This is a genomic window from Acidicapsa dinghuensis, assembly GCF_025685685.1.
Lineage (GTDB): Bacteria > Acidobacteriota > Terriglobia > Terriglobales > Acidobacteriaceae > Acidicapsa > Acidicapsa dinghuensis.
This window is the reverse complement of sequence record NZ_JAGSYH010000005.1, coordinates 240,787-257,981: the sequence shown is the minus strand read 5'-3', so window position 1 is coordinate 257,981 and position 17,195 is coordinate 240,787. Positions and strand designations below refer to the sequence as shown.

Annotated in this window: 15 protein-coding genes; 9 read left to right on the top strand and 6 right to left on the bottom strand. The window is 57.1% G+C overall.

Annotated elements, in window-relative coordinates:
- The first annotated feature begins 231 nt into the window (after positions 1–231).
- The 3 genes from OHL22_RS15995 to OHL22_RS15985 all read left to right on the top strand — a co-directional run bounded on the left by OHL22_RS15995 (position 232) and on the right by OHL22_RS15985 (position 2,471).
- Complete coding sequence (locus tag OHL22_RS15995) at positions 232–834, top strand: hypothetical protein (RefSeq protein ID WP_263339449.1); 603 nt, start codon at positions 232–234, stop codon at positions 832–834.
- A complete protein-coding gene (locus OHL22_RS15990; protein ID WP_263339447.1) occupies positions 831–2,126 on the top strand; it encodes an MFS transporter in 1,296 nt (431 codons plus the stop codon). The genes OHL22_RS15995 and OHL22_RS15990 overlap by 4 nt, the downstream gene beginning before the upstream one ends.
- 75 nt (positions 2,127–2,201) lie before the next feature.
- Positions 2,202–2,471: a hypothetical protein gene (locus OHL22_RS15985; protein WP_263339444.1), complete on the top strand. Its 270-nt coding sequence runs from the start codon at positions 2,202–2,204 to the stop codon at positions 2,469–2,471.
- A 13-nt stretch (positions 2,472–2,484) separates the two neighbouring features.
- Here the strand turns inward: OHL22_RS15985 and OHL22_RS15980 are convergent, their stop codons facing one another.
- The 4 genes from OHL22_RS15980 to OHL22_RS15965 form a co-directional block, all read right to left on the bottom strand.
- The gene (locus tag OHL22_RS15980; protein WP_263339441.1) at positions 2,485–3,516 is read right to left on the bottom strand and encodes an ABC transporter permease; all 1,032 of its coding nucleotides are present in this window, start codon (positions 3,514–3,516) and stop codon (positions 2,485–2,487) included.
- Positions 3,509–4,486, bottom strand: coding sequence for an ABC transporter ATP-binding protein (locus OHL22_RS15975; RefSeq protein WP_263339439.1), 978 nt, complete (start codon positions 4,484–4,486; stop codon positions 3,509–3,511). The genes OHL22_RS15980 and OHL22_RS15975 overlap by 8 nt, the downstream gene beginning before the upstream one ends.
- 174 nt (positions 4,487–4,660) lie before the next feature.
- Complete coding sequence (locus OHL22_RS15970) at positions 4,661–5,038, bottom strand: MmcQ/YjbR family DNA-binding protein (RefSeq protein ID WP_263339436.1); 378 nt, start codon at positions 5,036–5,038, stop codon at positions 4,661–4,663.
- Positions 5,038–5,457 (bottom strand): VOC family protein, encoded by a 420-nt coding sequence (locus OHL22_RS15965; RefSeq protein WP_263339434.1) that lies wholly within the window; start codon positions 5,455–5,457, stop codon positions 5,038–5,040. The genes OHL22_RS15970 and OHL22_RS15965 overlap by 1 nt, the downstream gene beginning before the upstream one ends.
- 279 nt (positions 5,458–5,736) lie before the next feature.
- Here OHL22_RS15965 and OHL22_RS15960 point away from each other — a divergent pair, with 279 nt between their 5' ends.
- A complete protein-coding gene (locus OHL22_RS15960; RefSeq protein WP_263339432.1) occupies positions 5,737–7,056 on the top strand; it encodes a Gfo/Idh/MocA family protein in 1,320 nt (439 codons plus the stop codon).
- 185 nt (positions 7,057–7,241) lie between these two features.
- Complete coding sequence (locus OHL22_RS15955; RefSeq protein ID WP_263339429.1) at positions 7,242–8,402, top strand: ROK family transcriptional regulator; 1,161 nt, start codon at positions 7,242–7,244, stop codon at positions 8,400–8,402.
- A 35-nt stretch (positions 8,403–8,437) separates the two neighbouring features.
- On the opposite strand, the gene OHL22_RS15950 is transcribed toward OHL22_RS15955, so the two are convergent.
- Together OHL22_RS15950 and OHL22_RS15945 are read right to left on the bottom strand one after the other, a co-directional pair.
- Positions 8,438–9,250 (bottom strand): helix-turn-helix domain-containing protein, encoded by an 813-nt coding sequence (locus tag OHL22_RS15950; RefSeq protein ID WP_263339427.1) that lies wholly within the window; start codon positions 9,248–9,250, stop codon positions 8,438–8,440.
- 123 nt (positions 9,251–9,373) lie between these two features.
- Entirely contained in the window at positions 9,374–10,786 is a 1,413-nt protein-coding gene (locus tag OHL22_RS15945) for a M20/M25/M40 family metallo-hydrolase (RefSeq protein ID WP_263339425.1), read from the bottom strand.
- A 252-nt stretch (positions 10,787–11,038) separates the two neighbouring features.
- Here OHL22_RS15945 and OHL22_RS15940 point away from each other — a divergent pair, with 252 nt between their 5' ends.
- From OHL22_RS15940 to lon, 4 genes are all read left to right on the top strand, one after another.
- On the top strand, positions 11,039–12,115 hold the full coding sequence (locus OHL22_RS15940) for a polysaccharide deacetylase family protein (protein WP_263339423.1): 1,077 nt from the start codon (positions 11,039–11,041) through the stop codon (positions 12,113–12,115).
- A gap of 44 nt (positions 12,116–12,159) precedes the next feature.
- Positions 12,160–13,026, top strand: coding sequence for a UbiA-like polyprenyltransferase (locus OHL22_RS15935; protein ID WP_263339420.1), 867 nt, complete (start codon positions 12,160–12,162; stop codon positions 13,024–13,026).
- Between the two features lie 128 nt (positions 13,027–13,154).
- On the top strand, positions 13,155–13,988 hold the full coding sequence (gene pheA, locus OHL22_RS15930; protein WP_263339417.1) for a prephenate dehydratase: 834 nt from the start codon (positions 13,155–13,157) through the stop codon (positions 13,986–13,988).
- A gap of 321 nt (positions 13,989–14,309) precedes the next feature.
- Positions 14,310–16,766, top strand: coding sequence for an endopeptidase La (gene lon, locus OHL22_RS15925; protein ID WP_263339414.1), 2,457 nt, complete (start codon positions 14,310–14,312; stop codon positions 16,764–16,766).
- The last annotated feature ends 429 nt before the right edge of the window (positions 16,767–17,195 follow it).

Genomic DNA, 17,195 nt, shown 5'->3' with positions numbered 1-17,195 from the left:
CTAAAGCCAAAATCTTTCTATCCAACGGTCATCATCAGGTTCACTCGACAAATTTCAAGCCCGGAGGTGGAATCTCCGGGCTTTCTCATCGCAACAGAAATACATCGCATTCTAACGTTGCAATTAAAGCGAGAACCGCCTCCTAAGCAGGTTCAGAATTGACCATAAATAACCCGATCACTTTCGCTGATTGCATCTCATCTCCCATAAATAAATCACAGGAGATAAAGTATGCCCCCACCCCCAAAAGCAGCCAAAAAGGCGGCCAAGAAAGCCGCGAAGAAGTCAGCCACGCACCGTCATAAAGATGTTCACGATCTTCGTCGTGCATTCGAACATCTGGGACGAATTGAAACTATCCGCGCGGCAGGCTTGTCGGCAATGGCGCTAGGAGCCGTTGATGTCACCGTCATGTTCGCCGGGCATGAGTGGGAAGGAGGCCATGCCCAGAACGCAGCAGACCTGCTCCGTGCGGCAGAACATATCTGCTTCGGCGCGCGACTATTCGAGAGCACGCTGGATGAGGGCATTCCTTTTGCAGTGCATAGTGCGGTAGTTGCTCACTTTCGCGAGCTGATGCACCGCGCAGATCACCTTCGACCCGAGGTCATCCATCCCCCAGAGTTCGTCGCCGTCTACAAGTTAGCGCGGGAAATGGCCGACCGTGCCATCGAGCGTAATGCCTACCAGTCGGCCCTTGAATATGCCAGGGCCGCTGAAGCCTTGGCACATCTTCGTCTGCATGGCGCGATTACAGTGAATTCCACTCAGTCTCTCGATGCCGGATCGCGTCTAAGACTTTTTGTGAGGGTTCAGTCTTCATCCCTTGTATGAGCGATAGAACGCCGCAATCGGCATTCTTTGATCGGGCAAAGAAACCACCGGCAACGGAAAAAAAGCAGAGTCGCAGAGCCGTCGAAGTTTCTAATTTCTTCCTGGCGGATGTGCAGACCGGCCTGGGCCCCTTTTTGGCTGCTTATCTGGCTGCAGCGCACTGGCGTCCTGATCAGGTCGGCCTGGCTCTTACTGTCGGGGGCGTTATCACCGTTGTAGTCCAGACCCCTGCGGGGAGTTTCGTTGATCGAGTGCACGCAAAGCGGGCTCTCCTGATAGCTGGCTCTCTGGTTTTGGCGGTCGGGGCCGTATTACTGTCCTTGTCAACAGACCAATGGGCCGTTTTCATAGCGCAGGTTTTGATTGGTTCAGCAGCACCCTTTCTCGCTCCCACGCTAGCTGCCATTACCATGGGTCTAACCGGCCCAGAACGCTTCGACATACAATTTGGCCGCAATCAATCCTTCAATTCCGCGGGAAACGTCGCCAGTGCAGGGCTCATTGCGGCGATAAGCCGATGGTTTGGCAATCGTGCCATTTTTCTCGCCACCGCGTTATTCACAATACCAACAGTCGTGTCCATTCTTATGATCCGCAGCCAGGACATTCACCATACGTTGGCTCGCGGCGGACGCGAGCAGTGCGACGAAGAGCCCCAGCAGACAGAAAGCATCACACAGGTCCTCCTTTCAGATCGCGTGCTCCTTGCGTTTCTCGTTGCATCCTCTTGCTTCCATCTCGCAAACGCTGCCATGTTGCCCGAATTAGGGGAGATGTTGAACCATGGCTCCAGCACCACCGCCGCGCCATTTATGTCCGCCTGTGTACTCGTCACGCAGATCGTCATCATGTGTTCAGCCGCTTTTCTGGGCCGAGCGGCAAATCGCATAGGTCGCAGACCTTTGCTTCTTCTCGGTTTTGGAGTACTACCCTTCCGCGCCGTTCTTTACACCCTCACCCATGCAACCGTTCTGCTCGTCGCTATTCAGGTCCTTGATGGCGTCGCGAATGCCATTTTCACCGTCGTTTCCGTCTTGTTGGTTGCAGATCGCACGCGCGGTTCTGGCCGCTTCAATCTCGCCCAGGGAGCATTAGCTACCGCCGTCGGTATCGGTGCAGCGCTCAGCAATCTGATCGGCGGAAAGTTGGCTCAGGAATGCGGATTTAACCGATCCTTTCTCGGCCTCGGCGTTATCGCTGTCATAGCGTTATTGCTTGTTTGGGCTTTCGTCCCTGAAACACTCTCTAGAGTGCAAAGCGCATCGGCTTCGCGCTCGCAACCTGCCCGGTAACCATTCTCGGTAATTCCAATATGGTTCAATTCAACTTAAGTTGTAACGAACGTAATCTTATTCACACCATGAAATGTGGCAAACTTGGCATACTTTGGACTAGGTAGTGAAGCTGAGGAGGAGGGTGCTGTGCAGTTGGCTGAGTGGGAGAACTTTCTGCAACTGGTAAAGTCCGGAAAGCTGCCCAAAGGCTGCAGCCTGGAAGCCGTGCAAGCCCAGCTCTACCAGTACTACAAAGCCCGCTGTATCACCACCGCGCAGTGGACTGAGTTCGAGACCCATATCCATCGCTTGGAACCAGGCCTGCCCTGGCGCTCAAAGATCGCAACCGAAATGCGCGGCTAGAGTTCAATCACGATCAGCGCCAACGGAAAATGCGCAGCGAAATCGCAAACGGCACAATCAGCCACACCAGCAGAATCGCTACCTGCGGCCACATCTGCCCTAAATTCATGCCCTGCAGCATATTTCCTCGCAGGGCATCATTAGCTGCCGTCAACGGCAATGCCCGTACAAACGGCTGAATTTTATCCGGAAACCGCGAAGCAGAAAAGAACACGCCCGATAAAATCCACATCGGCAGCATCACCAGGTTCATCAGCCCTGAAGCAGCCTCCATCGTCTTCGCGCGCGAAGCCACCAGCAGGCCAAGCGCCGAAAACGCCAGCGACGTGAGCACACAAAGAAAAGCCAGCTCCAGCAGCGATCCGCGAAACGGCACGCCAAATACCAGTCGCGCAAACCCGAGAAACGCCACCACTTCAACCACCAGCATTACCAGCCGCGAAAGAAGGTAAGAGGCCAGATACTGCCATCGCGGCATCGGCGAAGCCACCAGCCGTTTCAACAGCTTTTTCTGCCGCGCCTCCACAATCGCAAATCCGAGTCCCCAGATCGCCGATCCCATCAGATTCATTCCCAACAGGCCCGGCACCACGAAATCGATATATCGTGCGCCCGTTTCATGGATAAGCTGGTTTTCCGCATGAACGGCGTCGCGCCGTCCTGCGCTGGCTTGAATCGCCCGATCCGCAATCAGCCGAGCCGTTCGCGCATCGGGATTCGTGTCGTCATACTTATAATCCACACCGTCTGGCCCCTGAATCGCCAGCAGCAGAATTTGCCCCGTCGCCAGCGCATGCGTTCCATCGGCCTCATCGAATTGTTTTGCGCTCAGTCCTTTGTCGGCATTCAACGCCTGCACAAGTTGCGGCGTTGTTCCACCCACTTGCAGCACATCGGCCGGCCGGTTGCGAAAGGCAATGCCAAGCCCCACAGCAAGCAGAATCGGAAAGATAAAAATCCAGAAGATCGCCTCGGGCTCACGCAAAAACAACCGGAACCGCGCCAGCGTCAACTGCAGCAGAGAGCTCTCCTGCCACCTACTCATCGCGCAGATTCCTCCCGGTCAACCCAACAAACACGTCTTCCAGCGTCGCCGAGTGCGTGCGAAATTCGCTCAGTGCAAGTCCTTGCCCCTTGAGCGAAGCAAAGATGAGCGGCACCGCCGTATGCAACTCAGACACTGAAAGCTGATGAAGCCCCGCATCCACGCGATGCGACTGTACGCCCGGAATCCCAGTCAGCGACGCAACATCCACATTGGTATCTGTGCCAAGCGCAAACTCCACAATGTGCTCGCCACCAACAGACGCAATCAGTTGCTGCGGGGTACCCAGAGCAATGATCTTGCCGTGGTCCATGATCGCTATGCGATCGCATAACCGTTCCGCTTCATCCATGTAATGCGTCGTCAAAATAATCGTTCGCCCGGCCTTTTTCAGATCGTCGACAAGATCCCACAAATGACGCCGCGCCTGCGGATCAAGCCCAGTCGTTGGCTCATCCAGAAACAACAGTTCCGGATCACCCACCAGCGCGCACGCCATCGCCAGCCGCTGCTTCTGACCGCCCGAGAGCCCGCCGACACGCGATTTACGCTTCTCATCCAACTGTGCCATGCGAATAATCTCATCGACCGCAACGCCGCGATGAAAAAAGCTGCGAAACAACAGCACCGTTTCCTCGACTGTCAGCTTGTCTGGAAATTGTGTCTCCTGCAACTGAATGCCGATCAGTTGCCGCAGCTCGTTTGCATGACTATTCCAGTTCCGTTCCAGCAACTCCACAGTGCCGGAGTCTGGAGCTGTCAATCCCTCACAAATCTCGATGGTCGTTGTTTTGCCCGCGCCGTTCGGACCAAGCAGGCCAAAACACTCTCCCGGCATCACCTCAAGATCAACGCCATCAACCGCCACAACATCGGCATAGGTCTTCCGCAGCCCGCGCAACAGCAAAGAACGGACTGTAGCACTTGAGCGGCCGTCGCTCGATATATTCTGTGACGCAGTCAGTGGCATCGCCTAAGCCTAAGCAGAAAAACTGCAACATGCAACAGCTATCCTGCGCGCGCATGTGCTTCAAATTTGTAGTGGAACTGTAACGGTTTGTTGAAAACGTGATCTCGCAGAGGCCCCTCGTCAGCGCGCAAAAAGATCGCCTTGCGGAAGAACCGCGCTCAAACACATCTGCACTTACTTCAACGTACGCCCGATCGATTTCGTTCCCGTAGAGCGTTCCTTTGCGGCCTTCTTCGCAGGAGCATTTGCGCTCTCCTGCCACGCCAGGTCCAGCGCCTGAGCGACAATCTCGCTCTTCGCCTGTGCAAGCATTACATTGGTCGAGCCCTGCAAACCCCATGCTCCCTTTACTGGCCGGAACATCTGCGGATGCGTCTCCACAAAATGTTTCTGGTCGTCAGGCCTGAGCTTCACCATCGCAAAGCTCTCATCCGGATAACCCATCGTTGCAAAAATGCGGCCATGAGCGCGAAAGTCGGGGTGATTCATATGCGATCGCTCTTCAGCGCCCTTCAGATTCAGTGCCAGCTCACGAAATTCCTGTGCCGTCATCACTGGTTTTCCTTCGTCAGCGAATGTCCAATCCACCACTTATAACCAAACGGATCGACGATCCCAGCCATGCGATCGCCGTAAGGCTGATCCGCGGGCTCACGCTCGCTCGCCGCTCCCGCCGCTAATGCCTGTTGGTATGTGGTGTCGCAATCGTCCACGTAGATCATTAGATTGATCGGCGATCCGCCATAGTGAGCTACAGCATAAGCGCCAATCTCCGGATGCTCATCAGCCATCATCAGCACAGAGCTGCCAATTTTAACCTCCGCATGCACCACCCGTCCTTCAGGCGAGGTCATGCAAAGCTTCTCCTGTGCGTCGAAGACTTTCGCGTAGAAGTCCATCGCCTCGCGCGTGTTCTTGAAAATCAAATACGGCTGTACCGGGTTATAACCTTCGGGAATCTTGCGTGCCATTGTCGTCTCCTCCTGACAAGAAGCATTCTCAAGCAACCAAATGTAGTCACGATTGTAAAAAAGCGAAATGCCATCTGAAATCTCGATTTGGAAGAAGATATTCCGCTTTTCAATTGCCCCCAGAACGGTCGATAGTGCAGAAATCTACTTGACAAAGAGGATTTGCGGCAATTACTTTCAGTTCGCACTTCGAACTATATAAGTTAGAGGTTTCATTTTCGCAGATCCATCGCAACTCTACCTTGATCGGAATCGTCACATCTATATCGGAGAAAAAGCATGGTGACCCGAAGAGAGTTTCTTGACTCACTCGCTGTTGGAGCAGTAGGCATGACACTTGGCACCTCTGCCAAGAGCTATGCGCAGATCATGGGCGCAAACGATCGTCTCAACTTCGCCGTCATCGGCCTTCACTCCCGCGCCTATGCGCATCTGTCATCGCTCAAGGCAAACAAAGCCAACGCGCGCATCGCTTATGTCTGCGATGTTGATCGCAACACGATGGCAAAGTTTGCTGCTGATACAGAAAAAGAAATGGGCGAGGCTCCCGCTACAGATCAGGATTTCCGCCACATCCTGCAAAAGAAAGAAATCGACGCCATCACCATCGCCACGCCCGATCACTGGCACGCACCGATGGCGATTCTCGGCCTACAGGCAGGCAAGCATGTGTACGTAGAAAAACCCTGCAGCCACAATCCCGCAGAGGGCGCATTGCTCGTCGAAGCGCAACGCAAATACGGCAAGCTGGTTCAGATGGGTACCCAGCAGCGCTCGTCAAAGCACACCATGGAAATCGTCGACAAGATTCACAACGGTCTCATCGGCCGCGCCTATTACGCGAAAGCCTGGTACAGCAACACACGCAAATCCATCGGCGTGGGCAAGGAGGCCCCTGTTCCGCCGCAGCTCGACTGGGATCTCTGGCAAGGTCCAGCTCCTCGCCAAGCCTATAAAGACAATGTGCAGCCCTACAACTGGCACTGGTTCCGTATCTGGGGCACTGGCGAAACGCTCAATAACGGCACTCACGAAATCGACGTCTGCCGCTGGGCCCTTGGCGTCGATTTCCCCAACAGTGTCGCCGCTCAGGGCGGCCGTTATCAGTTCAAGGACGACTGGCAGTTCTACGACACCCTCAATACCAACTTCAACTACGACGACAAAATGATCTCGTGGGAAGGGAAGTGCTGTCAGGGAATGAAGATCTACGGCCGTGACCGCGGATCGACAATCATGGGCACCGAAGGCACCGTACTCGTTGACCGCGACGGTTATGAAATCTACGACCTCAAAGGCACCAAGAAAGATGAGTTCCGTACCGGCAAAGAGACTTCATCCTCTGACCTCACCGGCCGCGACTCCATGACCGATGCGCACTTCGCCAACTTCATCGCTGGCGTACAAAAGGGAGAAAAACTCCACGCTCCCATTGAAGTCGGCAACGTCGCGGTGACGATGTTGCAGCTCTCCAATATCGCCTGGGAAGTCAACCGCGTCCTAAACCTCAATCCCGCCGACGGCAAAATCAAGAACGATGCCGAAGCGATGAAGGGATGGGGCCGCGAATACGAAAAGGGCTGGGCTCCTCACATTTGATCGAGCTGCGCTCAACTCTTCACGAAACAACAACGAGGCAATAAATCGGCAGCGGATATCTTCCATTCCGGGCCCCGCTGCCCGCTATACTAGCCCGAACTACTTCAAATTCGGGCTCGCGTGGGAGTGTTGTTTGCCCCAGTGCCCATGATGAGTGTTTCCGCGTAAGTTCCAAGGGGTTTCTCATGCCGACGGCGCGTTTGTTGATGAACAACCAGGAAAGCGCTTCCAACCGCATCGCCCGGCAAATCAACCGCAATCTCATCTTTAACCACATTCGTGTCCGCCAGCCCATCTCCCGCGCCGACCTTGCCCGCGCCTCTGGCCTGCAACGAAGCACCGTCTCCCTCATCGTTGAAGAACTCCTCGCCGACCGCTGGATCGAAGAGGGCTCCATCGGTCACATTCCACGCGGCCGCAAACCAACCTTCCTTCACCTCAACGACAAACGCGTCGTTCTCACCCTCGATGTTCATCCCACTCAAATCGCACTGGCCGTCATCGCCATCAGCGGCAAAGTCGTAGCCGAAGATCTCCTGACTCTTCCTTCCGATCCCAGCAAAGTCATAGCCACCATCGTCAGACATGTGCGCAGGCTGATTACCACGCATGCCGAGCTCACTTTTGAGGGCATCGGCATGAGCCTGCCCGGGCGCTTCAATCCTTCCATCGAGACCTCCATCTTCGCTCCCAACATCCCTTGGCCGCTCGGTCAGCTCAAAGCCCGTCTTGAGGCTGCTACCGGTCTTCCCACCGCAGCCGACAACGTAGCCAACGCCTGCGCGTTGTCTGAGGTCTGGTTTGGATACAGCGCCGCCCAAAGCAATCTCGTCGCGGTCAACGTCTCGGAAGGCATCGGCGCCGGTATCTTCGCCAACGGCCAGCTACTGCGTGGCGAGGGCGGGGTAGCCGGCGAGTTCGGCCACATACAGATCGATCCCAAAGGCCCCATCTGTGGATGCGGCGGAAAAGGCTGCTTGGAAACCATCGCCTCCAATCGCGCCGGCCTACGTTACTACGCGCAAATCGCCCGGCATGAACTACAGTCCTTTGACAATCTGCTGGAGCTTGTTCGCAATGGCGACCGCAACGCGCTCAAGGCCCTCGATCTCATGTGCCAGGCGCTAGGCCGCGGCATGCACATGATCGCGCTGGCCGTGGCTCCTGGAGAAATCGTCATCGTGGGTGACATCACAACTCTCTGGGACATCGCCGGTCCGCGTATCGAAGCTGAAATGCGCAGCTACCCACTCGTTCTTGCGCCCAAACTGCGCCCCGCACTCGAAGGCAACAAGGCCCGCCTGCGCAGCGGTGTTGCACTCGTCATGAGCAGCAAACGCGTCTGAACAAATCACACTCTCGCCTTCGACACAACGCGCACTTACAACAGCGGCACATGATTCAGATGCGGAGTCGCAACCGCTACGTACTCCCCCGGCGTCATCCCCGCAAACTCGCGAAAGTCATGAATAAAGTGCGCCTGATCGTAGTATCCGCAATCAAGCGCCAGCGAAGCCCATTCCTCTTCCCATCCCTTGTGCAGCTTCAGTAGCGCTCGCTGAAAACGTCGCACTCGTTGAAACGCCTTAGGCGTAAGCCCCGTCTGCATCTCAAACAGATCATTCAATCGTCGTGGGCTCAAACCAATCCGTTCCGCCACGTCACGCACGCGTACACCACGAGGCAACTGTTGCGTTGCGGCAATCACGGCACCATGCAGCGCCCTCGGCTGCCTCAGAAGCCTGGCAGCCAGCTCCTGCTCCAGCACTGCAAAAATCTCCCTAACATTGCGCGCCGCAAGCAGTCTCTCACGCATACGCCCCGCATCCCGCGGCCAAACATCGTCAAGCGAATACGTAGCTCTTGCCACCTCATTCGCCGGAATACCAAGAAAAGGAAACGCCCCACCCGGCGTAAATTGAATCCCCACCACGCGCTGCTGCGCACTCGTATCGATCACAAAGCAGTCCGTTCGTGCTCCACAAAACACCGCCGGCTCAAACGTGCTTGAAATCGCTACGTTATCGGCACTGTATATCTGAATCGGCGCCTCGCGCAGGTCAAAGACAATCCCCGACTCGCCATTCGGCAGCAACCGCTCCTGCTTATGCGCTCCCTCAAATCCCTCCGAATACCAGAGGCAAGCCACAAGCCCCGCCAACGGAAGAGCCGGATTGTATCGCCGATAGAACATAACTCTGCGTATTACGAACCAGGCAACGCCGAACCCCAGCCCGACGCACTTAGTTTAGCCCAAGCTGTAATAACTGGATGACCAACGCTGTTCGCACTCACACTTCACACTCACACTCGTCTTTCAATCCATCTCCAGCAATGCCGCCATCGTCTCCACGCCATCCCAAAGATTCTTCAACCGCAGATTCTCATTCGCCGCATGCTGGTTATCGTCATAGTTTGCAATCGGCAATGTAATCGTATGCGTATGCGCCGCACGAATCATCATCTCCAGTGGCACGCTTCCACCCATCGTCGGCAATAGCTCCACTTCGCCTCGCGCACCCTTTACCGCAGCAATCACCTCCTGCGCTATCGGCAGATCCAGCGGCGTGCGCACCGCGTTGTAACTCGCAGGATCGCGAAAAATCTTCGCAACCTTCGCATGCGATAGCAGCATCTCTTTCGTCGGCTCCGTGTCCACAACAAAATATCCACGCGAAGCCACGTAATCGACTACCCGCTGCTGTTGCGCCTTCCAGTCCACTCCCACCACAAGCCGCAGATCAATGTCGGCCGTTGCCGTCGGTGGAATCACGTTGGCCGCATGCGCTCCCGTTTGCCCTGAAGAGATCCCATTGATGTTCAGCGAAGGCTCATTGATCAAATCCAGCAGATGCCGACCACCACCGTCGGTATGCCCCAATTCAAACGCATCCATCAGCATCCGGTCATTCACGGGAGCCTCCGCCAGCGCCTGTTTCTCCATCGCCGACAACGGCGCAATGCCGTCATAAAAATGCGGAATCAGCACATGCCCGTTCTCATCCTTCATTCCCGCCAGCAACTGCACCAATTCCATCGCCGGATTAGGAGCCCAGTTGCCATAGTGTCCGCTGTGCAATCCATGACTTGGCCCATACACCGTGATCGCCACATGCGTATCGCCCCGCGCGCCGAACACCACCGTCTGCCGTCCACTCTGATCCACCGGCCCATCGCAGATCAGCCAAACATCTCCGGCAATTAAATCGCGATGCGCATCCAGCATCTCTTCCAGATGTGGCGACCCAGCCTCTTCCTCACCCTCCCACACAAACCGGATATTCGCCTTCAGCGGAATCTTCGCCGCATGCAGCGCGTCCAGCGCCGTCAACTGCGCAAAGATCGCCGCCTTGTCATCACCAGCCCCACGCCCATAAATACGGCGCTCACCATTCACATCACGCACCACCGGCGTAAATGGCGGCGTAACCGTCCATTCTGAATTCGTCACTGGCTGCCCATCGTAATGCGCATAGAAGACGATTGTGTGCTTCGCTCCTGGCGTCTGGATCTCGCCATAAACAACGGGCGGCAGATCGCCCTGCGTAAAGAGCTGCGCGGCCACGCCACGCTTCGTCAACTCATGCAGCAGAAAATCCGCATTGCGCTTCAACCCCGCCGGATCAGCCGCCACATTCGGCATCGCAAGAAAATCACCGAACTGCTGCGCGAGATCCGCCTCGCGCGGCTCCACATAACTCTTCGCCGCCTCCGCGGGGCTCTGCGCCATCAGCGCACTCGTGGTCAATAGGAGGGCAGGGAACAGGCAAACCACAAATCTCTTCGCAAACATGCGCCAAGTTTACCCTGCCATATCCGTCCGTTCGAATACAGGACAATCGCACAAAGAAAATCTGTTGTCTGGATTGTTCCTACGCGCAGCGCCGTAGGCGCGATGTTTTTTAGCCCAGCGTTTGAACGCTGGGAAATCGGCATTGACGAACATCTGGAGCCCCGTAGGTGCGGCACAAAGGAGCATCTGATGCCCGACATCACCATTCACGCGATTGCTCCGCGTTCGCATGATGAATGCCGCAGAGCCAGACCAACGCCAGCTATCATCGACAGCATGCGCATCGCGTGGCTCCTGTTGCTTTCGACTCTCTCAATCGCTCTAGTGTCTATACCTGCCTTTACTCAGCAGGCAACACGCACCGTAGCCATCACCATTGACGACCTGCCCTTCATCACCGGCGACGAAAGTCGCCCCATGAGCCCTGCCGATGCAAAGCTCGCAGAGCAATCCAACCGGAAGCTCCTCGCCGTTCTCGCCCGCCACCATGTACCCGTAACCGGCTTCGTCATCCAGCACGGCGTCGAATCTCTCGGCTCCGAAGCAGGCACAGCCATCCTTCGCAACTGGGTCCGTCAAGGCTTCGACCTCGGCAACCACAGCTACGAGCATCCCAATTTCAACGACCTCACCGTCGCGCAATTTGAAGATCAGGTCATTCGCGGTGAATCCCTCATCAAGCCGCTCATGGAATCCGAAAACCGTCAACTCCAGTTCTTCCGCTTCCCCTATAACCACACCGGCGACACCAAAGAAAAACACGACGCCCTCGCAGCCTTCCTTGCCCAACGCGGATACCGCCTCGCCCCCTGCACCATCGAGACTGAAGACTGGATGTTCACCGAGCGCCTCTTTCGCATGCGCGCCCATCACAAAGAGGACGACGCCAGTCGTCTGCTCCAGGCCTATCTCGATTTCACCGCCGCACAGATCGATTATTTCGCCGCTCTCAACAAACAGATCTTCGGCTACGAACCGCCCGAGATCCTGCTCATCCACGACAACCCGCTCAATGCCGAGATGATCGATCGCGTCCTCGGCCTATTCGAGCAGCGCGGCTATCGCTTCGTCACGCTCACTCAAGCCGAGTCCGACCCCGCCTACGCCACCCCCGAAACCTTCATCACGTCCTACGGCCCCATGTGGAGTTACCGCTGGGCCAAAGTCAAAGGCATCCATGTAGATGGCAGTAAAGAGCCTGACCCTCCCGCCTGGATCTTGAACTACGAGAAGCCGCCAGCCACCCCACCGCATCAAAAGAGCTAACCGCAAACGGTAAACTGAAGTAAGAAGGAGCACACACCATCCCCGTGAGCCGCCTCTGGACCAAAACCAGAACCACCCTCGAAATGATCAAGTGGGAGCACTCCATCTTCGCTCTCCCATTTGCTCTCACTGGCGCACTTCTAGCTGCTCACGGCATTCCCACTTGGCGCACACTCGCCTGGATACTCGTAGCCATGGTCTCGGCCCGCTCCGCCGCCATGGCCTTCAATCGCTGGGCCGACGCTGACCTCGATGCCGCCAATCCCCGCACCAAGATGCGCGCCATTCCCGCCGGCCTGCTCACTCGCAGCTTCGTCCTCGGTTTCACGCTGCTCATGATTGCCGTCTTCGAACTGGCATGCTGGCAGCTCAACCGCCTGACACTCATCCTTTCGCCTGTGGTGCTGGCCGTCCTGCTCGGCTACTCCTATATGAAGCGCCTGACGCGCTTCTCGCACGTTATTCTCGGCCTCGCACTCGGCATCGCCCCTTCCGGAGCCTGGATCGCAGTCCGCGGCTCGCTCGATCCCCGCATCACCCTGCTCACCGCCATCGTCACCTGCTGGGTAGCCGGCTTTGACATCCTCTACGCCTGCCAGGACATGGACCACGACCGCCATGCAGGTCTCTTCAGCATCCCTCAGGCCGTCGGCCTCGCCGCCGCCTTCTGGATCGCCCGCATACTTCACCTCACCGTCGTCGCCCTGCTCGCCTGGTTCGCCATCCTCTTCCACTTCGGCCTCGCCGGTGAGATAGGTGTCGCCGTCGTAGCTCTCCTGCTGCTCTACGAACACCTCATCGTCTCCCCACGCGACCTGCGTCGGCTTAATGCCGCCTTCTTCACCATGAATGGTGTCATCGCCATGGTCTTCCTCGCCTTCGTCGCTGCCGATATCTGGCTCGCGCGCTGATTGCGCAGTCATCTCACGCATCGCCTTACGCGTCACCTGTCCTGTGGTATGTTTCGAACAGAAGCAGTCACCCCAACCCCGCTTGCTGGGACACAACTATCAGCCCGCGCGAGGAGCTTCGCCTGATCTTGACCAGAATAGCCATCCAGGGAGAACCCGGCTCCTTCAGCCATGAAGCCGCCACGCGCCTCGCCGCCGAACTAGGCGAGCAGCCTCGCATCGTGCCGTTCTCACTCTCCGCTGAAGTCTTCGCCGCACTTGTCCGCGGGGATGTGGACGCCGCCGCGATCCCCATCGAAAACTCCCTCGCCGGCTCCGTCACCGAGCACTTTGACCTCATGCTCCAGAACGACGTGACGATTGAGCGCGAACTCTTGCTTCGCATCCGGCACAACCTCATCGGACTCTCAGGCGCGAATCTCAAGGAGATTGATCGCGTCTTCTCGCATCCCGTCGCACTCGCTCAGTGTCGCCGTTTTCTTGCAGAGCATCCCCACATGGAGTCCTTCGCCTTCTACGACACCGCCGGCAGCGTCAAGCAACTAGTCGAGCTCCGCGACCGTCATGCCGGCGCCATCGCCAGCCGCGAAGCCGCCAGCTACTACGGAGCCCAGATTCTAGCCGCTGACATCGAAGACAATCCGGAAAACTACACCCGATTCTTCTACCTTCGTCGCTCCGCCGACGCCATCCAAAGTTCGTACGCAAACAAAATGAGCCTCGCTTTCAAAGTTGAGAACCGTGTCGGCACCCTCGTCGCCGCTCTCTCCGAACTCGCCAAAGAGGGAACCAACCTCACCAAGATCGAGTCCCGCCCCGTTCACGGCCATCCCTGGGAATATGTCTTTTACGTAGACTGCCAGCTCCACTCGCCAGAAGACGGAGCCAGGGCTGTGACTGCCCTCCGCAGCCACTGTTCCATGGTCAAAGAGCTGGGCCGCTACATCGAAGCAGCTCTATAGCCCCCCCAGCAGCTCATCGGGTACCCCGGTAATTGGGCTGGCTCAAATATCTCTACTGTTTTCAGCATCTTCTAAGCGGTCGTGTCTCTTTTCCGGCCATGAAGTCGCCCCCTGCACCTGCCGATACATCTCTTCATAACGCCCGGCATTGCTCTGCGGCCGATAAACATCCATCAGCGCAAACGGGAACAGCAGAGCCTGTGGAACACGTATTCGTCAGAGAGATACAACAATTTGGCCGATAAATCAGCCACCGGTTCGTTTCTGAAACTTTCCAGCATGTGTGGTGTCTAATAAGAAAAGTTGATACGAGGACACGCAATGTTCAATCCTATTCCTGATCCAAAAGCCGCTCCTTCCACTCCTCCCAATGGACCGGCCACAACCGTACCCCAAGCTAAGGCCCTGCCCGTGCTGCCGGTACGCGATACCGTGCTCTTTCCCCACGCCGTCCTCCCCCTAACGGTAGGCCGCGAAAGCTCGATCCAGTTGATCGAGTCTCTTGGAGATCAGCGCACGATCGTGGTTGTTGCCCAGCGGGATGCGCGTGTCGACACCCCTCAGCCAGACCAGCTGCACGAGTACGGCACTCTGGCAACTGTTCATAAAGTAGTGAAAATGCCCAACCAGAGCCGCTTCGTCTTCACCGAAGGAACGGCGCGCGTACGTCTGACTAATTTCACCCAGACCGAGCCCTATCTGATGGCCGAGGTCGAACCGGTCGCCGAGGTCGAGTCCGCTGTCGAAGCCGACAAAGCCTCCGTCGAGGCTCTGCATCGCAATGTAGTCTTCGAATTTCAGCAGATCGTCAGCGCTTCCACTACGCTCTCCGATGAGCTGCAGACCATCGCGGCCAACATCAACGAGCCCGGTCGAGCCGCCGACTTCATCGCCAGTTCTCTGCCGTTCCTGACCACAACCGACAAGCAGGACCTGCTTCAAGCCTCCGATGTCGCCGCTCGTCTCGAAAAGCTCAATCAGCTTCTCGCCAAGGAAATCGAAGTCCAGCAGCTCCGCAACAAGATCCAGACCGAGGTCCAGGACCAGGTTCAGCAGTCGCAGCGCGAATACTACCTGCGCGAGCAGATGAAGGCCATCCAGAAGGAGCTCGGCGAAATCGACGAAGGCCAGAAAGACATCGACGAGCTGCGCCAGAAAATCGAAGCCGCCGGCATGCCTGAGGATGTAAAGAAAGAAGCCCTCAAAGAGCTAAACCGGCTCTCGCGCATGTCCCCCATGGCATCCGATTCCTCCCTCGTCCGCAACTACGTCGAGTGGCTGGCGTCCCTGCCCTGGGCTAAGAGCACCGGCGAAAAAGTCGACATCAACAAAGCAGCGGAAATCCTTGCAGATGATCACTATGGCCTGAAAAAGGTAAAAGATCGCATTCTGGATTATCTGAGCGTCCTTGAGCTCAAGCCCGACATGAAAGGCCCGATCCTCTGCTTCGTCGGACCCCCGGGAGTCGGCAAGACCTCGCTCGGCCGTTCCATCGCCCGTGCCCTTGGTCGCAAGTTCCAGCGCATCTCCCTCGGTGGCATGCACGACGAGGCCGAGATCCGCGGTCATCGCCGTACCTACGTCGGAGCCATGCCCGGACAGATCATCCAATCCATTCGCCGCGCCGACACCAACGATCCGGTCATCATGCTCGACGAGATCGACAAGCTAGGCCGCGACTTCCGTGGCGACCCGGCAGCCGCTCTGCTCGAAACGCTAGACCCCGAGCAGAACAACACCTTCCGGGATAATTACCTGGACGTGCCGTTCGACCTATCCAAGGTACTCTTCATCTGCACAGCCAACATGCTCGACTCAGTTCCCGAGCCGCTGCTGGACCGCATGGAGATCATCTCGCTGCAGGGCTACACCGAAGAAGAGAAGGTCAACATCGCCTTCAAATACCTGATCCCGCGCCAGATCAAGGCCAACGGAATCCCGGAAGACGTCATCGAGTTCCCCGATGAGACGGTTCGCAGCCTCGTGCGCCACTATACGCGCGAAGCCGGTGTACGCCGCCTCGAACAGGTCCTCGGCACCGTCTGCCGCAAGGTCGCCCGCCGCTTCGTCGAGGGCAACAAGGACAAGCTCGTCGTGACCAAAGAGCACCTGCAGGAGTTCCTCGGCGGCGTTCAGGTTCGCGTCGATACGGAAGTCTTCGAGCGCACCCGCCGTCCCGGCGTAGCTGTTGGTCTCGCCTGGACACCGGCAGGCGGCGATGTTCTATTCGTCGAAGCCAACAAGATGAAGGGCAAGGGTGGCTTTACTGTAACCGGCCAGATCGGCGAGGTCATGCAGGAATCCATGCAGGCCGCAATGACCTGGGTCCGCTCCAATGCCCCATCCGTCGGCCTCGAAGAGGACTTCAACTCCTCCGTAGATCTGCACATCCACGTCCCCGCAGGCGCCATCCCCAAGGACGGCCCCTCGGCAGGCGTCACCATGGTCACCACTCTGGTGTCGCTCATGACCAACACCCCCGTCCGGCCCTTCACCGCCATGACCGGCGAAGTCACGCTGAGCGGCAACGTACTCCCCGTCGGCGGCATCAAGGAGAAATTCCTCGCCGCCCGCCGCGCCGGAGTCAAGCACGTAATCCTGCCGGCCGAAAACCGTCAGAACGTAGAGGAAGATCTGCTCCCGGCCCAAACCGAGGGCGTCCAGATCCACTACGCAAGCCGCATCGAAGAGGTGCTGGCAGTAGCCCTGCCCCTCCTTAATGCCCGCCCACAGGACACCACAGCCGAAATCAGCCAGGCCGGCAAGTTCCTCGCCTAACCCGATTCCCCCGAATCGGCCGAATCAACTTTCCTCCTCCGGAACATCAGGCGGCTCGCAACCTCGAGCCGCCTTCGCATCCGCTCCCACAAATTCGGGTGCCCCATCCTTCGCGTTTTTTGTGAAGGGTGGGAAACAACCCAGGCTCGCACACTAATCTGCAAACCCAATTCGCGCAAAGCGCGAACCACTTTTGTCGTTGTCGCTGCTTTTGCCCTTGCTTTTCTTGTCTGTCATTCCCCTCAGGAGAATCTGCTTCTCACTGACATAGCCTCGCATCCGGAGCGATTCGAGGGTCAAAGGCCCGTCAACATCCCAGCCAAACGGGCTGGGACAAGATCCCCCACGCGCAATCAAGGGCTGAAAGCCAGCCCTATACCCAATTCACAATCTACGACAAAAATCGTTGACATACGATTTTTGTCGTAG